Annotated in this window: 14 protein-coding genes; 5 read left to right on the top strand and 9 right to left on the bottom strand. The window is 63.4% G+C overall.

Features of this window, described 5'->3' with window-relative positions; translation table 11 throughout:
• On the top strand, positions 1–348 hold the full coding sequence (locus CD04_RS0119610) for a cytochrome c (RefSeq protein ID WP_031409877.1): 348 nt from the start codon (positions 1–3) through the stop codon (positions 346–348).
• A 24-nt stretch (positions 349–372) separates the two neighbouring features.
• Here CD04_RS0119610 and CD04_RS0119615 read toward each other — a convergent pair whose 3' ends face one another.
• The 3 genes from CD04_RS0119615 to CD04_RS0119625 all read right to left on the bottom strand — a co-directional run bounded on the left by CD04_RS0119615 (position 373) and on the right by CD04_RS0119625 (position 2,609).
• Positions 373–633 (bottom strand): hypothetical protein, encoded by a 261-nt coding sequence (locus CD04_RS0119615; RefSeq protein ID WP_031409879.1) that lies wholly within the window; start codon positions 631–633, stop codon positions 373–375.
• Between the two features lie 104 nt (positions 634–737).
• Entirely contained in the window at positions 738–1,370 is a 633-nt protein-coding gene (locus CD04_RS0119620) for a YbhB/YbcL family Raf kinase inhibitor-like protein (protein ID WP_031409881.1), read from the bottom strand.
• 159 nt (positions 1,371–1,529) lie between these two features.
• Positions 1,530–2,609 (bottom strand): cation diffusion facilitator family transporter, encoded by a 1,080-nt coding sequence (locus CD04_RS0119625; protein ID WP_369792859.1) that lies wholly within the window; start codon positions 2,607–2,609, stop codon positions 1,530–1,532.
• On the opposite strand from CD04_RS0119625, the gene CD04_RS0119630 reads away from it, so the two are divergent.
• From CD04_RS0119630 to CD04_RS0119640, 3 genes are read left to right on the top strand one after another with little or no spacing between them, the layout of a single operon-like run.
• Entirely contained in the window at positions 2,608–4,320 is a 1,713-nt protein-coding gene (locus CD04_RS0119630) for an ABC transporter permease subunit (RefSeq protein ID WP_031409885.1), read from the top strand. The genes CD04_RS0119625 and CD04_RS0119630 overlap by 2 nt on opposite strands.
• A gap of 29 nt (positions 4,321–4,349) precedes the next feature.
• A complete protein-coding gene (locus CD04_RS0119635; RefSeq protein WP_081858099.1) occupies positions 4,350–5,750 on the top strand; it encodes an AAA-associated domain-containing protein in 1,401 nt (466 codons plus the stop codon).
• A 32-nt stretch (positions 5,751–5,782) separates the two neighbouring features.
• Positions 5,783–6,979 (top strand): galactosyldiacylglycerol synthase, encoded by a 1,197-nt coding sequence (locus tag CD04_RS0119640; protein ID WP_038168924.1) that lies wholly within the window; start codon positions 5,783–5,785, stop codon positions 6,977–6,979.
• 204 nt (positions 6,980–7,183) lie between these two features.
• Here the strand turns inward: CD04_RS0119640 and CD04_RS0119645 are convergent, their stop codons facing one another.
• From CD04_RS0119645 to CD04_RS0119665, 5 genes are read right to left on the bottom strand one after another with little or no spacing between them, the layout of a single operon-like run.
• Positions 7,184–7,483 (bottom strand): hypothetical protein, encoded by a 300-nt coding sequence (locus CD04_RS0119645; protein WP_031409890.1) that lies wholly within the window; start codon positions 7,481–7,483, stop codon positions 7,184–7,186.
• 7 nt (positions 7,484–7,490) lie between these two features.
• Positions 7,491–7,811 carry a MoaD/ThiS family protein gene (locus tag CD04_RS0119650; protein WP_369792860.1) on the bottom strand — a complete coding sequence of 107 codons (321 nt, stop codon included), beginning with the start codon at positions 7,809–7,811 and terminating at the stop codon, positions 7,491–7,493.
• Positions 7,808–9,091, bottom strand: coding sequence for an NAD(P)/FAD-dependent oxidoreductase (locus tag CD04_RS0119655; RefSeq protein WP_031409894.1), 1,284 nt, complete (start codon positions 9,089–9,091; stop codon positions 7,808–7,810). The genes CD04_RS0119650 and CD04_RS0119655 overlap by 4 nt, the downstream gene beginning before the upstream one ends.
• A gap of 1 nt (position 9,092) precedes the next feature.
• A complete protein-coding gene (locus CD04_RS0119660) occupies positions 9,093–10,940 on the bottom strand; it encodes an aldehyde ferredoxin oxidoreductase family protein (RefSeq protein ID WP_031409896.1) in 1,848 nt (615 codons plus the stop codon).
• A gap of 47 nt (positions 10,941–10,987) precedes the next feature.
• On the bottom strand, positions 10,988–11,464 hold the full coding sequence (locus CD04_RS0119665) for a 4Fe-4S dicluster domain-containing protein (protein WP_031409898.1): 477 nt from the start codon (positions 11,462–11,464) through the stop codon (positions 10,988–10,990).
• Positions 11,465–12,085: 621 nt separating this feature from the next.
• Between CD04_RS0119665 and CD04_RS25115 the strand changes: the two genes are divergently transcribed.
• Entirely contained in the window at positions 12,086–12,754 is a 669-nt protein-coding gene (locus tag CD04_RS25115; protein ID WP_081858100.1) for an OmpA family protein, read from the top strand.
• Positions 12,755–12,862: 108 nt separating this feature from the next.
• On the opposite strand, the gene CD04_RS0119680 is transcribed toward CD04_RS25115, so the two are convergent.
• Positions 12,863–13,666 (bottom strand): carbon-nitrogen hydrolase family protein, encoded by an 804-nt coding sequence (locus tag CD04_RS0119680; protein ID WP_031409902.1) that lies wholly within the window; start codon positions 13,664–13,666, stop codon positions 12,863–12,865.
• Positions 13,667–13,673: the final 7 nt, after the last annotated feature.

The raw sequence follows: 13,673 nt of genomic DNA on the forward strand, positions 1-13,673 counted from the left end.
ATGAACAACGCACAACGCATCGCAGCCCTCAGCCTGGCGCTCGCCGCATCCGCCACGATGGCCTCGCTCCTGGGCAGCGCGGCCGAAGCTGCCACCCTCAAAAGCACCAGCGTCAAGCTGCCCGAAAGCACGCGCGTCTTCCCGGGCGACTCGGCCGGTGCCAAGGCCGCCAACAGTTACTGCCTGATGTGTCACTCGGTGGGGATGGTGATGACCCAGCCCGACCTGGGCAAGGCCGCATGGCTGGTGGAGGTCAACAAGATGAAGAACGTGTTCAAGGCGCCGATCCCTGAGGAGCAGGTCGCCGTCATCGCCGACTACATCGACGGCATCAAGGCCAAGAAGTAGGGCCGTCGCAAGTTCAGCACAGGCTCATTGCCCGCACCGGGCCTTGAGCTTGTCGAGCTGGCCGTAGGTAATGGGCTTGCCCCCGGCGGTGGCGGCGTTGATGGCCTGCACCATGCAGGGGGTGGAGGCGCTCATCTGCAGCTCGGCGGGGTCCACCGACAAGCCATCGCGCCGCCAACGAAGCAGCCCGAGGATGATGACAAGCGCAAGCATGCCCACAAGGATGCCGATGAGGCCCTGGAGTTGCACATTGAGCGGCTTTTTGCTTGTGACATCCTTGGACATGGTTTTGAGTGCTGGCGCGACGATGCGCGCAGTGTAGATGGCTGCTGGGTTCCTTCCGCATTTGGGGCGCCAGCCAGACCGCTGGCCCGGCACCCCTGCGTGGCTCAGCCTCCTTTGGCCAGGCTTGGATTGAGGGTGTACGTGCCGGTGATCGCCGCCTGTGCCAACACATGGCCGGCGATGGCGTCGCGTACCTGGTGCCCCGTGAAGGCGCCGTCCACGGGACAGTGCGGGATATCCAGCGCGAACAGCGTGAACGTGTAGTGGTGGAGTAGCGCATCGTTCCACGGCGGGCAGGGACCGTCGTAGCCGTAATACAAGCCCTCCATGTCCTGGTCGCCCTTGAACCACGCCGTGTAGTCGTTGATGCCGTGACGCGGCGCAGGGCCTGCGAGCGAGCCCTTGCCACGCGCGGTAACCCCGGCGCTCATGGCGCCTTCGGCGATTTCACGCCAATCGGCAGGGATGTCGACGACAACCCAATGGAAAAAATCCACCCGGGGCAGAGAAGCCGGCACCGTATGGCCCTCACGATTGACATCATCGGCCGCGCTCGGCACGTCGGGGTCATGGCAGATCAGCGCGAGGCTTCGCGTCTGCGGCGGAACCTCGCTCCAGGCGAGGTGCGGATTGCGGTTATCCGAAAGCGCGACGTGCCCGACCGTTGCGGGCTTGCAGAATGCATATTGCGGCGCAAGGGCGTGCTGATCCTGGAAAGAACGGCTGCTGAGACGCATGGCGGGCTCCGGTGTCTTGGCGTGTGTGTGGAGGGGGGGGGGGCGTGTGGCGACAAAGTGGCGCAGGCACATGGTGCAAACCCGCGCTGGGTTTCAATTTACCCCAGTCCACGCTTGCGTGTCGCGCACGGCAATGATCTCACGCTTCACGCTCGCCTCCTAGGGCGTCGGCTCCTCCTGGTGGCTTTCCTCGCCCTGAGGCAGCGTTTCGATCGTGAGTCCGATGCCAGGCATTGCGTCCATGAGGGTTTTTTCCACGGCCAGGCGGCAGCGCGCCGCTTGGCCCAGCGTCCAGTGCGCAGGCATGTGCATATGCATGCCCACGAATCGGCGCGTGCCGGCACGGCGCGTGCGCACGTGGTCAAACTGTATGTCGGCACTCCGATAGGGCTCGAGAAGCTGCTGCACCGCAAGAAGGTCAACGTCAGGCAGGGACTTGTCCATCAACCCATCAACCGAGCGTGCAACGAGCTGGTAAGCCTCACGCAGGATGTGCAGGGCAACCAGGATGCCCACCACCGGATCGAGCCACAGCCAGCCGGTCAGCGGGACCAGGACAACGCCACCCATGACGCCGACACTTGTCCACACATCGGCCAGCAGGTGGCGTGCGTCGGCCTCGAGAACGATTGAGCGCAAGCGCACCGCGCCTTTGAGCATCCATGCCGCCACAAGTCCATTGACCGCCGTGGCCAAGGCAATGAGCGCGACACCGACGGGAACCGAATGGACGGGGTGTGGCGCAATGAGGCGCTGCGCTGCCTCGACGAGGATCAGGGCTGCCGCCAATCCAATGAACAGCCCCTCAATGCCGCTTGAGAAGTACTCGGCTTTGGTGTGCCCAAAGGGGTGGTCAGCGTCCGGAGGGCGCCCGGCGATGCTCACCATCAGCAGGGCGAAGCCTGCAGCCAGCACGTTGACGAGCGATTCCATGGCGTCCGACAGGAATCCCACCGACCCGGTGAGCTTCCATGCGAGCATCTTGAGCAGAATCACGACCGCGGCGGCGGCGAGCGAAACGTGCAGATAACGGCGGATGTGCATGGGCTGAAGGCGCAGGGCCAAGCGGGCGGTAAGCAAGCGTTGCTGCATGGTAAAACGACCTGTGGCGCGGATCATCTCGATGGCCACTTGATGATGCTCGCGTTGCCATGTGACGGCATTGTCACAATGCTGCCGATAGACTGCGGGAATGACCCGCCGCGGCTTGCGGCACTGGTGCGTACCTGCAATACCCATGTCCCTTGATCTGCGCCGCCTGCCCCTGCCCGTGCCGAACCGGCGCGACTTGATTGCGTTGCCTCTGGTTATCGCGCTGTTCTTCATCGTCAGCCATGCCGGACACCAGATGGCCGTGCCCTATCGGTTGGGGCAGGTCATGCCCATTTCGCTGTCACCCCTGGCCTTGCCCGAGTATGGGCTGTACACGGTGTTGCGCATGCTGGCGGCGCTTGTGGTCTCGTTCGTGTTCACACTCGGTTACGCCTGGCTGGCGGCGCACAACCGCTACGCCGAGCGCGTGCTCATTCCCGTCCTGGACGTGCTGCAGTCGGTGCCCATCCTGGGGTATCTGTCGATCACCGTGACAGGATTCATGGCCATGTTTCCGAACAGCCTGATCGGCGTGCAGCTATCGGTGATTTTTGCCGTGTTCACGTCGCAGGCGTGGAACATGACGTTTAGTCTGTACCAATCCCTCAAGACGGTGCCGCGCGACTTGCAGGAGGCCGCAACGCTGTATCGGCTCAATGCCTGGCAGTGCTTTTGGAAATTGGAATTGCCTTTCGCCATGCCGGGGCTGCTGTGGAACACCATGATGTCGATGTCCGGCGGCTGGTTTTTCGTCGTGGCATCGGAAGCCATCACCGTGGCCAGCCAGACCGTGACCGTGCCCGGCATTGGCTCGTACATCGCCCAGGCGATCGCGGCGAAGGATCTCGTGGCCATTGGCTGGGCCATCGGCGCGATGATCATCATCATTTTGCTCTACGACACCTTGATGTTTCGGCCCATCGTGGCCTGGGCCGACAAGTTCAAGTTTGAGATGACCGCAGCGAGCGAGGCGCCACGCTCTTTTGTGCTCGACTTCCTGCGACGCACCCAGTTGCTGCGTCAACTGGCGGCGGTCCCGGCAGCGCTGTGGGAGTTGTCGCTGCGCCTGACGCCGCGTGTGAGCGAGCAGCGCCCCAAACCCAGCGCGCACCGCCGCTGGGGTGACGGATTGTTCTACGCGGCAGTGGTCGCGTTTGCAATCTGGGCGCTGGCCAGCCTGGTGCGCGTGTTGCCTCGAGACTTTGGATGGCCGCTGGTCGGGCATGTCCTGTGGCTCGGGTTGATTACCGGATTCAAGGTGTTCGTCCTGGTGGGCCTGTCGGCCTTGATCTGGGTGCCCGTGGGCGTGTGGATTGGTCTGCGCCCGCGCTGGGCCCAAGCGGCCCAGCCGCTCGCCCAGTTTCTGGCTGCATTCCCGGCCAACCTGTTGTTCCCGCTTGTCGTCGTGGCCATCGTTCACTGGCATCTCAGCGTGAATGCGTGGACAGCCCCGCTGATGATCCTGGGCAGCATGTGGTACATCCTGTTCTCGGTGGTCGGCGCGGCCTCTGCCATTCCCACGGACATGCGCGAGGCTGCACGCAGTCTCGGTCTCAAGGGTTGGCTGTTGTGGAAGCGACTTTACTTGCCGGGCATTTTCCCCGGCTTCATCACTGGCGCTGTCACCGCCTCTGGCGGTGCGTGGAACGCCAGCATTGTTGCCGAGGTGGTGAGCTGGGGGGACAAGACGTTGGTCGCGACGGGCCTGGGCGCCTTCATCAGTCAGGCCACTGCCCACGGCAAAAGCGCGCAGATCGCGCTCGGCGTGGGGGTGATGTCTCTTTACGTCATTTTGGTTAACCGCCTGTTCTGGCACCGCCTTTACGAACTGGCCACGCGCCGCGTGCGCCTGGACTGAGCCTTCCACCGCATTTCCGAGGACGCAACATGGTCGCCGATCCACAACTTCTGCACCGCGCCACACGCGACATCCAGCCGGAGCAGTCGACTGGTGCTCGAGACGGAGTGGACATCTTTCGCGCGGAACACGTCCGCAAAGCCTTCAAGGCCCCGGACGGCTCCGATTTGCTCATCCTCGACGACATGAGCATGCACCTGCGGGAAGGCGAGATTCTTGTCCTGCTGGGGCGCTCGGGTTCGGGAAAGTCGACACTCCTGCGCATGCTCGCGGGCCTCGTGCCGCCGACCGAGGGCACGTTGCTTCACCGCGGGCGGCCGATTACGGGGCCGCTGCCGGGGCTGGCGATGGTCTTTCAGAGTTTCGCGTTGTTCCCCTGGCTGACCGTGCTTCAGAATGTTGAACTGGGCCTTGAGGCCCTGAAGGTGCCGCCCGCGGAGCGCAAGCAGCGTGCCCTTGCCGCAATCGATCTGATCGGGCTCGATGGATTCGAGTCGGCCTACCCACGTGAACTCTCGGGGGGCATGCGCCAACGTGTGGGATTCGCCCGAGCGCTGGTGATCAATCCGGACGTGCTCCTGATGGACGAGCCGTTCTCGGCCTTGGATGTGCTCACCTCCGAGACGCTGCGTACCGACCTGTTGGACTTGTGGGCAGAGCGCAAAATTCCCACACGCGGCATTCTTCTGGTTTCGCACAACATCGAGGAGGCCGCGCTGATGGCTGACCGCATCCTGGTGCTGGGATCTAACCCCGGCCGTGTGCGTGCCGAGATTCCCGTCTCGTTGCCGCAGCCTCGCGAGCGCGAGTCCCAGGAGTTTCGGGACCTGGTCGAGCACATCTACGGCATCATGACCGCGCGCCCGGCCGCCAGCGTCAACCTTGCCCAGCGCGGCGCCATCAGCATCGGCCACCGGTTGCCTCACGTGTCGGTGACCCAGCTCGCCGGCCTGCTGGAGGAGCTGGCCTCGCTCGAGCAGAACACCGCCAACACCCAAATCAGCCTTCCCGAGTTGGCTGAAGACATGCACTTCTCGGTCGATGACCTTTTCCCCCTGATCGAGTCGGTGGAACTTTTGGGCTTCGCCCAGGTCCTGGAGGGTGATATCGAACTCACCACGGCTGGACGCGCGTTTGTCGAGGCCGACGTGCAGGAGCGCAAGCTGCTGTTTGCACGCCACCTCATCGACCGCGTACCCTTGGCTGCGCGCATTCGTGCCGTGCTCGACGAGCGCCATAATCACCGCGCTCCCGGAACGCGCTTTCGGACAGAATTGGAGGACCACTTCAGCGAGGAGGAGGCCGAGCGCGTCTTGGATACTGCGATTGACTGGGGCCGGTACGCTGAGAGTTACGCCTACGACGACAACGCCGACGTTTTTAGCCTGGACAATCCTGGCGAGGACGAGGCCGAAGCCGCGGCGGCCTGAACATCAGCCCAGTCGCGATGCAGAGGTCCGGCGTGCCCACCGTCGATCTGGTCTATTTCAACGCCGGCGGCGGTCATCGTGCCTCCGCGCTGGCACTGCAACAGGCAATCGCTGAGCGCGGGTTGGGGTGGACTGTACGCCTGGTGAACCTCACCGAGGTGCTTGACCCGCAAGGCAGCCTTCGGAAATTTGGCTTGTCCCCGGAAGACTATTACAACGCACGGCTGGCGCGGGGCTTGACCTTGGGGCTGCACACGGAATTGCGCCTGCTGCAGGCGTTGATCCGCCTGTTGCATCCCACCTTGCTCAAGGTGCTGGGGCAGCATTGGTTGCGCACACGCCCGGACCTGGTGGTGTCGCTCATTCCCAACTTCAACCGCGCTCTCTTCGAAAGCCTCGCGTGCAGCCTGCCAGGGGTGCCCTATGTCACCGTGCTCACGGATTTGGCTGACCATCCTCCGCATTTCTGGATCGAGTCCGGCCAGGATCAGCACCTCATTTGTGGCACGCCCAAAGCGGTTGCGCAGGCGCGCCAGGCCGGTTTTGGTGAGCACCGCATTCACGCCACGTCGGGCATGATCATTCGCCCTGATTTCTACCGTCGCGCACCAGCGCCCGATCCGGCCGCCCTTGGGCTGGATCCCGAGCAGCCAACCGGTGTGGTGATGTTTGGCGGCCACGGCTCACGCAGCATGGTGGGGATCGCACAGCGCTTGCCCGATGTGCAGATGGTTCTGATGTGCGGGCACAATGCCGCTCTTGCCGCCAAGCTGCGTGCGCTTCCTGCGGCAGCCCCGCGTGTGATCCTGGGTTTCACGACCGAAGTTGCGGACTTCATGCGGCTTGGCGACTTTTTCATTGGCAAACCTGGACCAGGCTCGCTGAGTGAGGCGCTGCACTTGGGTCTGCCTGCGATCGTGACACGCAATGTCTGGACCATGCCCCAGGAGCGTTACAACACGCAGTGGCTCGCCGAGGAAGGCCTGGGCCTGGTGCTTCCCTCGTTTCGCGGCATTCGTTCCGCCGTGGATCACATCACCCAGCAGCTCGGGCAGTATCAGCAGCGGGTTAGGGCGCGGCGTAACCGCGCCGTCTACGAGATCCCGGCGATCCTGGCTCAAATCCTGAAGACCGCTCCGCGCGAGCGCAAAGCGAACTTGCATCCCAGTGATGACTGCACGCTGACCCCATGCGCGACAAGCTCCGTCCTCGAGGGCGGTGAAGCATAGCGCGAACCCCGCGGGCATCCATTTGGGGCTTGCGCCGGATTTGATTGATGCCGTGCATTGACCCTGTGCGCAAGGGCGGGACACGCCCGGCTCAGCCGTGAAGTGTGCCGAGCCGCCGTGCTGTCGGCCGCAGGAGTGGCCGTCCTGGCCGCGCAAGGGGTAGCACCCCGCAGGCCAAGGGGCGATGGCAACTCGGCGTGAGATTTAGCCCCCACCTTTTTGAAAATACGCACCGAAGCGGTTCCACCATTGCGCTCGCCCCTCAGGGGTGGATGCGGTGAGCTCGATGCTGACCGTCCAGCGTTCCAGCACGATTCGTCCCAAGCGTGTGGGCGTGGCGGGTCGCAATGTGATGGACCAGGCACAGCAGTCGCTTTGGCCGACGTAGGTGTCCGCGCGCGGAGCTTGCAAGGGGCCAAAAGCCATGGTGAGCTGTCGCGCGAAATCGGCGCGCGTGATGGCCATGTCGAGCTCTGTTGAGGCCGGAGCGTCAGCGCTGAACATGCGCAACTCAGCCGCCGGCAACGGGCGGCCAGATGGCCAGGGTCTCGCCGTCGCGTAGCTCGCGCGTGTCACGCTTGTCCGGATAGATGTAAACCCCGTCGACCAACACCAGATGCACGAGTTGCCAAGGCAAGTGGAAGCGTTCGACGACGTCCTGGATCGTCGTGCCCGCGAGCAGCTCCAGATCGATCTGATGGCCTTGGCGTGGCTGCGGCAGATAGTCCGTGAGCGTGGCCATCAACTTGAGCGTGATGCGCAAGCTCGGGCCGGCAGTCGCATCAGCAAGGCCGGACCCGGATCCCGAAGGGGGTGCTTGAACCGCAGTCATGCTGCCAGCAGGCTGCGCCGGCTCTGGGCCTGAGCCGTCGCAAGATAGGCTTCCATGAGCGCTGTGGGGTCGGCCAGCAGCTTGTCCTTCCACGCGCCGAGCTTGACGCGCCCTTCCACCAAGCCGCGCAGCACGCCAATGTGCTCCGTGGTGCCAATGCTGTTGCTGCCCACCATCACGTCGCCGTCAAACTGCAGGCTGAGGTGCTTGAAGCCGGCGCGGTCGGTCAGCTCGATACCCTGGCCACCCGGCACCCCTTGCCACTGGCCGAAGCTGCAGGAGATAAGCCCCAGCGTGTCCAGGACGTTGATTTGCGTGACGCCGCGCAGCTGGGCGTGTTTGCCAACCATGTTCAACGCCGCGACATAGGCCTGATCCACCGCGTTGGGCTGAATGGCGCTGACAATGGGCTTGCCATATACCGCATCGAACGCCTCGGCGCAGTCGCCCGCCGCATAGACGCCGGGCACGCTGGTTTGCATCGTCTCATCGGTGAGGACCCCTTGAAGGCATCGCACTGCTGAGCTCTCAAGAAAAGCGATATTGGGCTTGACGCCAGCTGCGCTGATGACAAGATCGGCGGGCAGGCGTTGCCCGCTGGACAGTCGCACAGCCAGGGGCGCCTGCATATCCGGGGGGTTGGATTCGATGGATTCGATGCGGGCGCCGGTATGCACCTGCACGCCCTTGGCCTGTACCCAGTCCCGGATCATGCCCCCCGCGGTCTCGCCCATCATGCGCGGCACCATGCGGTCGCCCATTTCAACCACGGTGAGCGCAACGCGCCTGCGCACGAGGCTCTCCATGATGATGCACCCAATGAACCCGGCTCCGAGCTGGATCACGCGGGCGCCAGGGACAGCGAACTTCTCGATGGCGCGCGCATCCTCAAGGGTCCAGCACGTGTGCACGCGCTGCGCGTGAATTCCGGGGATCGGGGGCAGCACGGGGCTTGAGCCCGTGGCAATCAGCAAGGTGTCAAATGACAGCGCGTCGCCGGACTCGAACGACAGGCTCTTGTGCGCGGTATCCAGCGCCTTAACGCGGTCGCGCCTGAGCGCAATGTCCAGGGTTTTCCAGTGCTGTGGATCCTTGCGCAACCACGTGCCGCGCTCGGTGATGTCGCCGTGCAGAAGGTAGGGGATCGCCATGCGTGAATAGGGCGGTGTGTCCTCGTCACCGATAAGCACGATGGCGTCGCCGGCCGGCGCATTTTTGCGCAGGGTCTCAGCGGCAACGACCCCCGCCGGGCCGTTGCCGATAATCACGTGGCGACGCATGTCACAGCCCCAATCGTGCGCGCGTTTCAGGCTTGAGCGTGCCCTCGGGTGTCCAGCCACGAATTTCGTAGTACTTGGGCAGCATCTCGGGCAGCTTGTTCACAAGGCCCTTTGCAGGACCCGTCTTCGCCGGCTCGTTGAGCAGGCGCGGCGGCAGGGTGTCATCTTTCGCCGTGAACCCCGCGCGGTTGTTGTAATCGCGCTCCATGTTCCAGATGCGCTCCCCGATGGTGGCCAAGTTCTCCATGCTGAACCCGTCGTCGCAAGCGGCAGCCAGTTGCGGCTGCAGATCGGCAAGAGTCCATGCAAAGGTGGTAAACACGCACACGCCTGCCGAGTCGAATACGGCGGTCGCGTCCTGGAATGCCTTGACAAGCTCGGGCTTTCCCTCCGTAACGAGTGGATCGGTTTTCACCGGGATGCCGAGCACCTCGGAGGCCACCGTGTAGCCGCGCAGGTGGCACGCTCCGCGGTTGGACGTGGCGTAGGCCAAACCCATGCCTTGAATGCCACGGCTGTCGTAGGCCGGAAACTCTTGGCCCTTGACACTCATGGATAGTTCAGGATGGCCGTACTTGGCGGTCAGGCGCTTGCTTCCCAGACCGATTTCCTTACCGAAACCCTCGCCGCGCGCCGTGATTTCCGCAAAATACGTCAGCGCCTTGGCTGAGCCGAAGGGAGCTTCCACGCCAAGTTGTTCCTTGGTGAGGAGACCCATGTCGTAGAGCTCCATGACCGCGCCCACGGTGGCGCCAAAGGTGATCGGATCCATGCCATCTTCGTTGCAGATGAAATTGGCGTAGGTCAATGCCTCGAGGTCATTCACGCCGTTGGCCGAGCCCAGAGCCCACGCCGCCTCGTATTCCAGGCCTCCCGAGGCACCCCAGTACTGGGGTTTGTTCTCCACGCTGAAGTGATGCTCGTCAATCTTGCTGATCCGCCCACAGGCGATCGTGCAACCGAAGCAGGCTTGATTGGTGACGAGGTTCGGTTTGCCGTCGGTCTTGCGCGGCTCGTGCATGGCCTCGCCGGAGATGTCCTTGGCGCCTTCGAACTGCACGTCCCGGTGATTGCGCGTTGGCATGGCGCCAATCTCATTGATCACGTTCATCAACACCTGAGTGCCGTACTTGGGCAGGCCCTGGCCGGTGACGGCGTTGTCGTGGAGGACCTTCTTGGCTGCGTTGACGGCGCTGAAGAAGGCCTTGGGATCACGCACATTGCCCACGCCCTTGGTGCCGCGCACGGCAATGGCCTTCAGCTTCTTGCTCCCCATGACGGTGCCCACGCCTGAGCGCCCGGCAGCGCGGTGCAGGTCGTTGACCACGGCTGCGTACATCACGCCGTTTTCTCCGGTGCGGCCGATGGAATTGACGCGGATAAGCGGATCCTGATGGTGGTTCTTGATCCACGGTTCGGTTTCCCAGACCGTCTTGCCCCAGATAGGGGAGGCATCACGCAACTCGGCCTTTTCGTTTTCGATGTAAAGATACACAGGCTTGGGGGCTTCACCCTCGACGATGATCATGTCCCAGCCCGCCATCTTCAGCTCCGCGCCGAAGTAACCGCCGGAGTTGGAGCAAGCGATCGCTCCAGTGAGCGCCCCTTTCGTGATGACCGAATACCGTCCGCCAGTGGAGACCATCGTGCCCGTGAGGGGCCCCGTGGCATAGATGATCTTGTTGTCGGCTGACAAAGGGTCCACCTTCGGGTCGACCTCCTCGACGAAATACTTGGTGGCCAAGCCGCGCTGTCCAATGTACTCGCGCGCCCATTGCATGTTCAGCGGCTCGCTCTTGATAGTGCCTTGAGTAAGGTTCACCCGCAAAATCTTTCCAGCCCAGGTCATGGTTCTGTCTCCTTGCTTTGATCGATGGGGATCCCGAAGCTTTGGCTTCAGGCCGCAGCGTTCTGGTTGCCGAGCTTGTCAGCCCACTGCTGCATGCGCGACAGCCCGGTCCAGCTCGCGTCCACATAGGTAATGGCGCCGGTTGGGCAGGCCTCGGCGCAGGCGGGTTCTCCTCCGCAAAGATCGCACTTTTGAACCTTGCCCGTATCAGCGACGTAATTGACTGTGCCGAAGGGGCAGGCGATCGTGCAGACCTTGCACCCCACACAGGTGTCCTCGAGCACTATTTTGGCGCCGGTCGCGGCATCGACTTTGATGGCCTCCACGGGGCAGGCGTGCAGACACCAGGCCTCGTCGCACTGCGTGCACGTGTAGGGAACCTTGCGTCCGGTTTCGTGAAAATCGAACACCTTGATGCGGCTCTTTGCGGTGTTGAATACCTCATAATTTTCATATGAGCACGCCATCTCGCATTGAAGGCAACCGGTGCATTTATCCGGATCAATGTGAAGCGACTTTTGCATCTTGCGTCTCCTTGTCTAGCGCGTCCGTTTGGACCAGGTGCCGGTCGTTTCTGAGGCCGGGCACTCCCCTCTCAAAAAAGCACTCGCTGCCCACTATAGGCCGCTGCGCTCGGTCGGGACAGCGTTCTTGAACGAGTGTCCCAGTACCGCACTCGGGTATGGCGGCAAGCGTCATCCACCTGGCGTTTATCGGTTTGCTGACACCTTGCTGACGGCCTCTCGACGCGGAGCGTCGTGCCCCTGTCTTGCCGGTCAATGCGGCAGCACTTGGCGCACCATCGCAGCGAAGGGTTGCGCGACCAACCGCTGCATGCGCGCACCGACAGGTCCTGGGCCTTGAGTGCATGGATCGGCATCCATTGTTCCTTCCGAAGGATCGTCGGCCCCCGCGCAAAAAGGGGCCAACGCTACGAACAAGGGGTTCAGTAGTCTTGACTTTGCGCGCAACACCTGTGTGCGCGTCGGCTCCAGCTCAGCCTTACGGAGCTGTGATGCCATAGGAGCCTGTTTAAGTGCGGCCTGACCGGCCCCGCCCAGAACCTGATCATGGCGCCGGATGGGCCGGTACACTCAGTCGGGTGCATCCCTCGCAGGACTTGTCAACATGTCAACATCAGGAGAATGACCATGCTGAAGAAGAGCATTTCCCTTACCGTCGCAGCCACGCTCGCACTCGGTGGCTGCGCGGACATGACCCAATCCCAGAAGAGCACGGCGTCCGGGGCCGGCATTGGGGCGGCTGCCGGTGCTGTGCTCGGAGCGCTCACGGCTGGCGGCAATAAGGGCTCCAGCGCATTGCAGGGCGCCGCACTGGGTGCCGCGGTTGGCGCCGCAGGCGGCTACCTCTGGAACCAACATCTGGAGAAGCAAAAGCAGCAGATGCAGCAGGCCACTGCCGGAACGGGGGCGCAGGTGACGCAAACGGCCGACAACCGGCTGAAGATCAACGTGCCCGCCGCTGCCGGATTCGCCACGGGAAGCGCCCAGCTCAACGCGAACCTCTACCCAGCGCTGGATGAACTGGCCAATGGCCTCATGCAAAACCCCACCGAGTCGGTGCAGATCCTCGGCTTTACGGACAACACGGGCAGTGACGCGATCAACTACCCATTGTCGGAAAATCGCGCGCTCAGCGTGAAGAACTACCTGGTGTCGCGCGGCGTGCAGCCGCAGCGCATCGCCACGCAGGGCATGGGGCCGCAGAATCCTGTCGCGAGCAACCAGACCGAGGAGGGTCGCGCGCTCAACCGTCGCGTGGAAATCTACGTGGCCTACCCGCCGCAGAAGTGAATGTAAAGGCCTCGCGGTGCGGCGGCCATGCCGCGCGCCGCGCCGCAAGCCGCGTCGCATACCGGACTCACGCGGTTGCCCGTCGCGAATCCGGCTGCGGGAGGCACCTCAGACAAGCCGGTGCATGAGTGCAGGAAGGCTGGTGCGATGCTCGCTGATGCGCCCGGGGTCAAGTTGGGCGCTGACCACGCCCTCGCCTTCGGCCTGCATCGCGAGCACTTCGCCCCACGGGTCGATGATCATGCTGTGGCCCCAGGTGCGGCGCCCGTTCTCGTGACGGCCCCCCTGCGCGCTGGCAACCACATAAGCCAGGTTTTCGATGGCGCGTGCGCGCAGGAGCACTTCCCAATGCTTTTCGCCGGTCGTGTACGTGAATGCGGCGGGCACGAGGAAGGCGTCGCAGGGATCGGGTGTGGAGAGCTTGCGGTAAAGCTCGGGAAAGCGCAGGTCGTAACAGATCGACAGGCCCACGCGCAGCCCCTCGCAGTCGAACGCGACGGGTGCGTCACCAGGGGTGATGCTGTCGGCCTCGGCGTATCGCTCCTGTCCGCGCTGGAAGGCAAATAGGTGCATCTTGTCGTAGCGCGCCACGCGATGGCCTTGCGGGTCGAACACCAAGGTGGCGTTGAGCACCCGTTGTGGATCAGGGCACGCGAGAGGCATGGAGCCACCGGCCAGCCACAATCCGTAGCGCTGCGCGCAATCGGCCAGGAAGGCTTGGATGGGCCCGGCCCCGAGCGGCTCGCGCGCGGCGACCTTGTCGGCCTCGCTGGCGCCCATGAGGCAAAAATATTCGGGCAACACGGCAAGGCGCGCGCCCTGCCTGGCGGCCTCGGCAAGCAGCGCATCGGCGCGCGCGAGATTGGTGTCGACCTTGGTGGTTGAAACCATTTGAATGGCGGCAACATGCATGGCGTGT

The sequence above is a fragment of the Thiomonas sp. FB-Cd genome, assembly GCF_000733775.1.
GTDB lineage: Bacteria > Pseudomonadota > Gammaproteobacteria > Burkholderiales > Burkholderiaceae_C > Thiomonas_A.

Bases quoted from the DNA above. Each gene is read 5' to 3' on its own strand.
- CD04_RS0119610 (WP_031409877.1), top strand. From the start codon at position 1: ATGAACAACGCACAACGCATCGCAGCCCTCAGCCTGGCGCTCGCCGCA.
- CD04_RS0119615 (WP_031409879.1), bottom strand. From the start codon at position 633: ATGTCCAAGGATGTCACAAGCAAAAAGCCGCTCAATGTGCAACTCCAG.
- CD04_RS0119620 (WP_031409881.1), bottom strand. From the start codon at position 1,370: ATGCGTCTCAGCAGCCGTTCTTTCCAGGATCAGCACGCCCTTGCGCCG.
- CD04_RS0119630 (WP_031409885.1), top strand. From the start codon at position 2,608: ATGTCCCTTGATCTGCGCCGCCTGCCCCTGCCCGTGCCGAACCGGCGC.
- CD04_RS0119625 (WP_369792859.1), bottom strand. From the start codon at position 2,609: ATGGGTATTGCAGGTACGCACCAGTGCCGCAAGCCGCGGCGGGTCATT.
- CD04_RS0119635 (WP_081858099.1), top strand. From the start codon at position 4,350: ATGGTCGCCGATCCACAACTTCTGCACCGCGCCACACGCGACATCCAG.
- CD04_RS0119645 (WP_031409890.1), bottom strand. From the start codon at position 7,483: ATGTTCAGCGCTGACGCTCCGGCCTCAACAGAGCTCGACATGGCCATC.
- CD04_RS0119650 (WP_369792860.1), bottom strand. From the start codon at position 7,811: ATGACTGCGGTTCAAGCACCCCCTTCGGGATCCGGGTCCGGCCTTGCT.
- CD04_RS0119655 (WP_031409894.1), bottom strand. From the start codon at position 9,091: ATGCGTCGCCACGTGATTATCGGCAACGGCCCGGCGGGGGTCGTTGCC.
- CD04_RS0119660 (WP_031409896.1), bottom strand. From the start codon at position 10,940: ATGACCTGGGCTGGAAAGATTTTGCGGGTGAACCTTACTCAAGGCACT.
- CD04_RS0119665 (WP_031409898.1), bottom strand. From the start codon at position 11,464: ATGCAAAAGTCGCTTCACATTGATCCGGATAAATGCACCGGTTGCCTT.
- CD04_RS25115 (WP_081858100.1), top strand. From the start codon at position 12,086: ATGACCATGCTGAAGAAGAGCATTTCCCTTACCGTCGCAGCCACGCTC.
- CD04_RS0119680 (WP_031409902.1), bottom strand. From the start codon at position 13,666: ATGCATGTTGCCGCCATTCAAATGGTTTCAACCACCAAGGTCGACACC.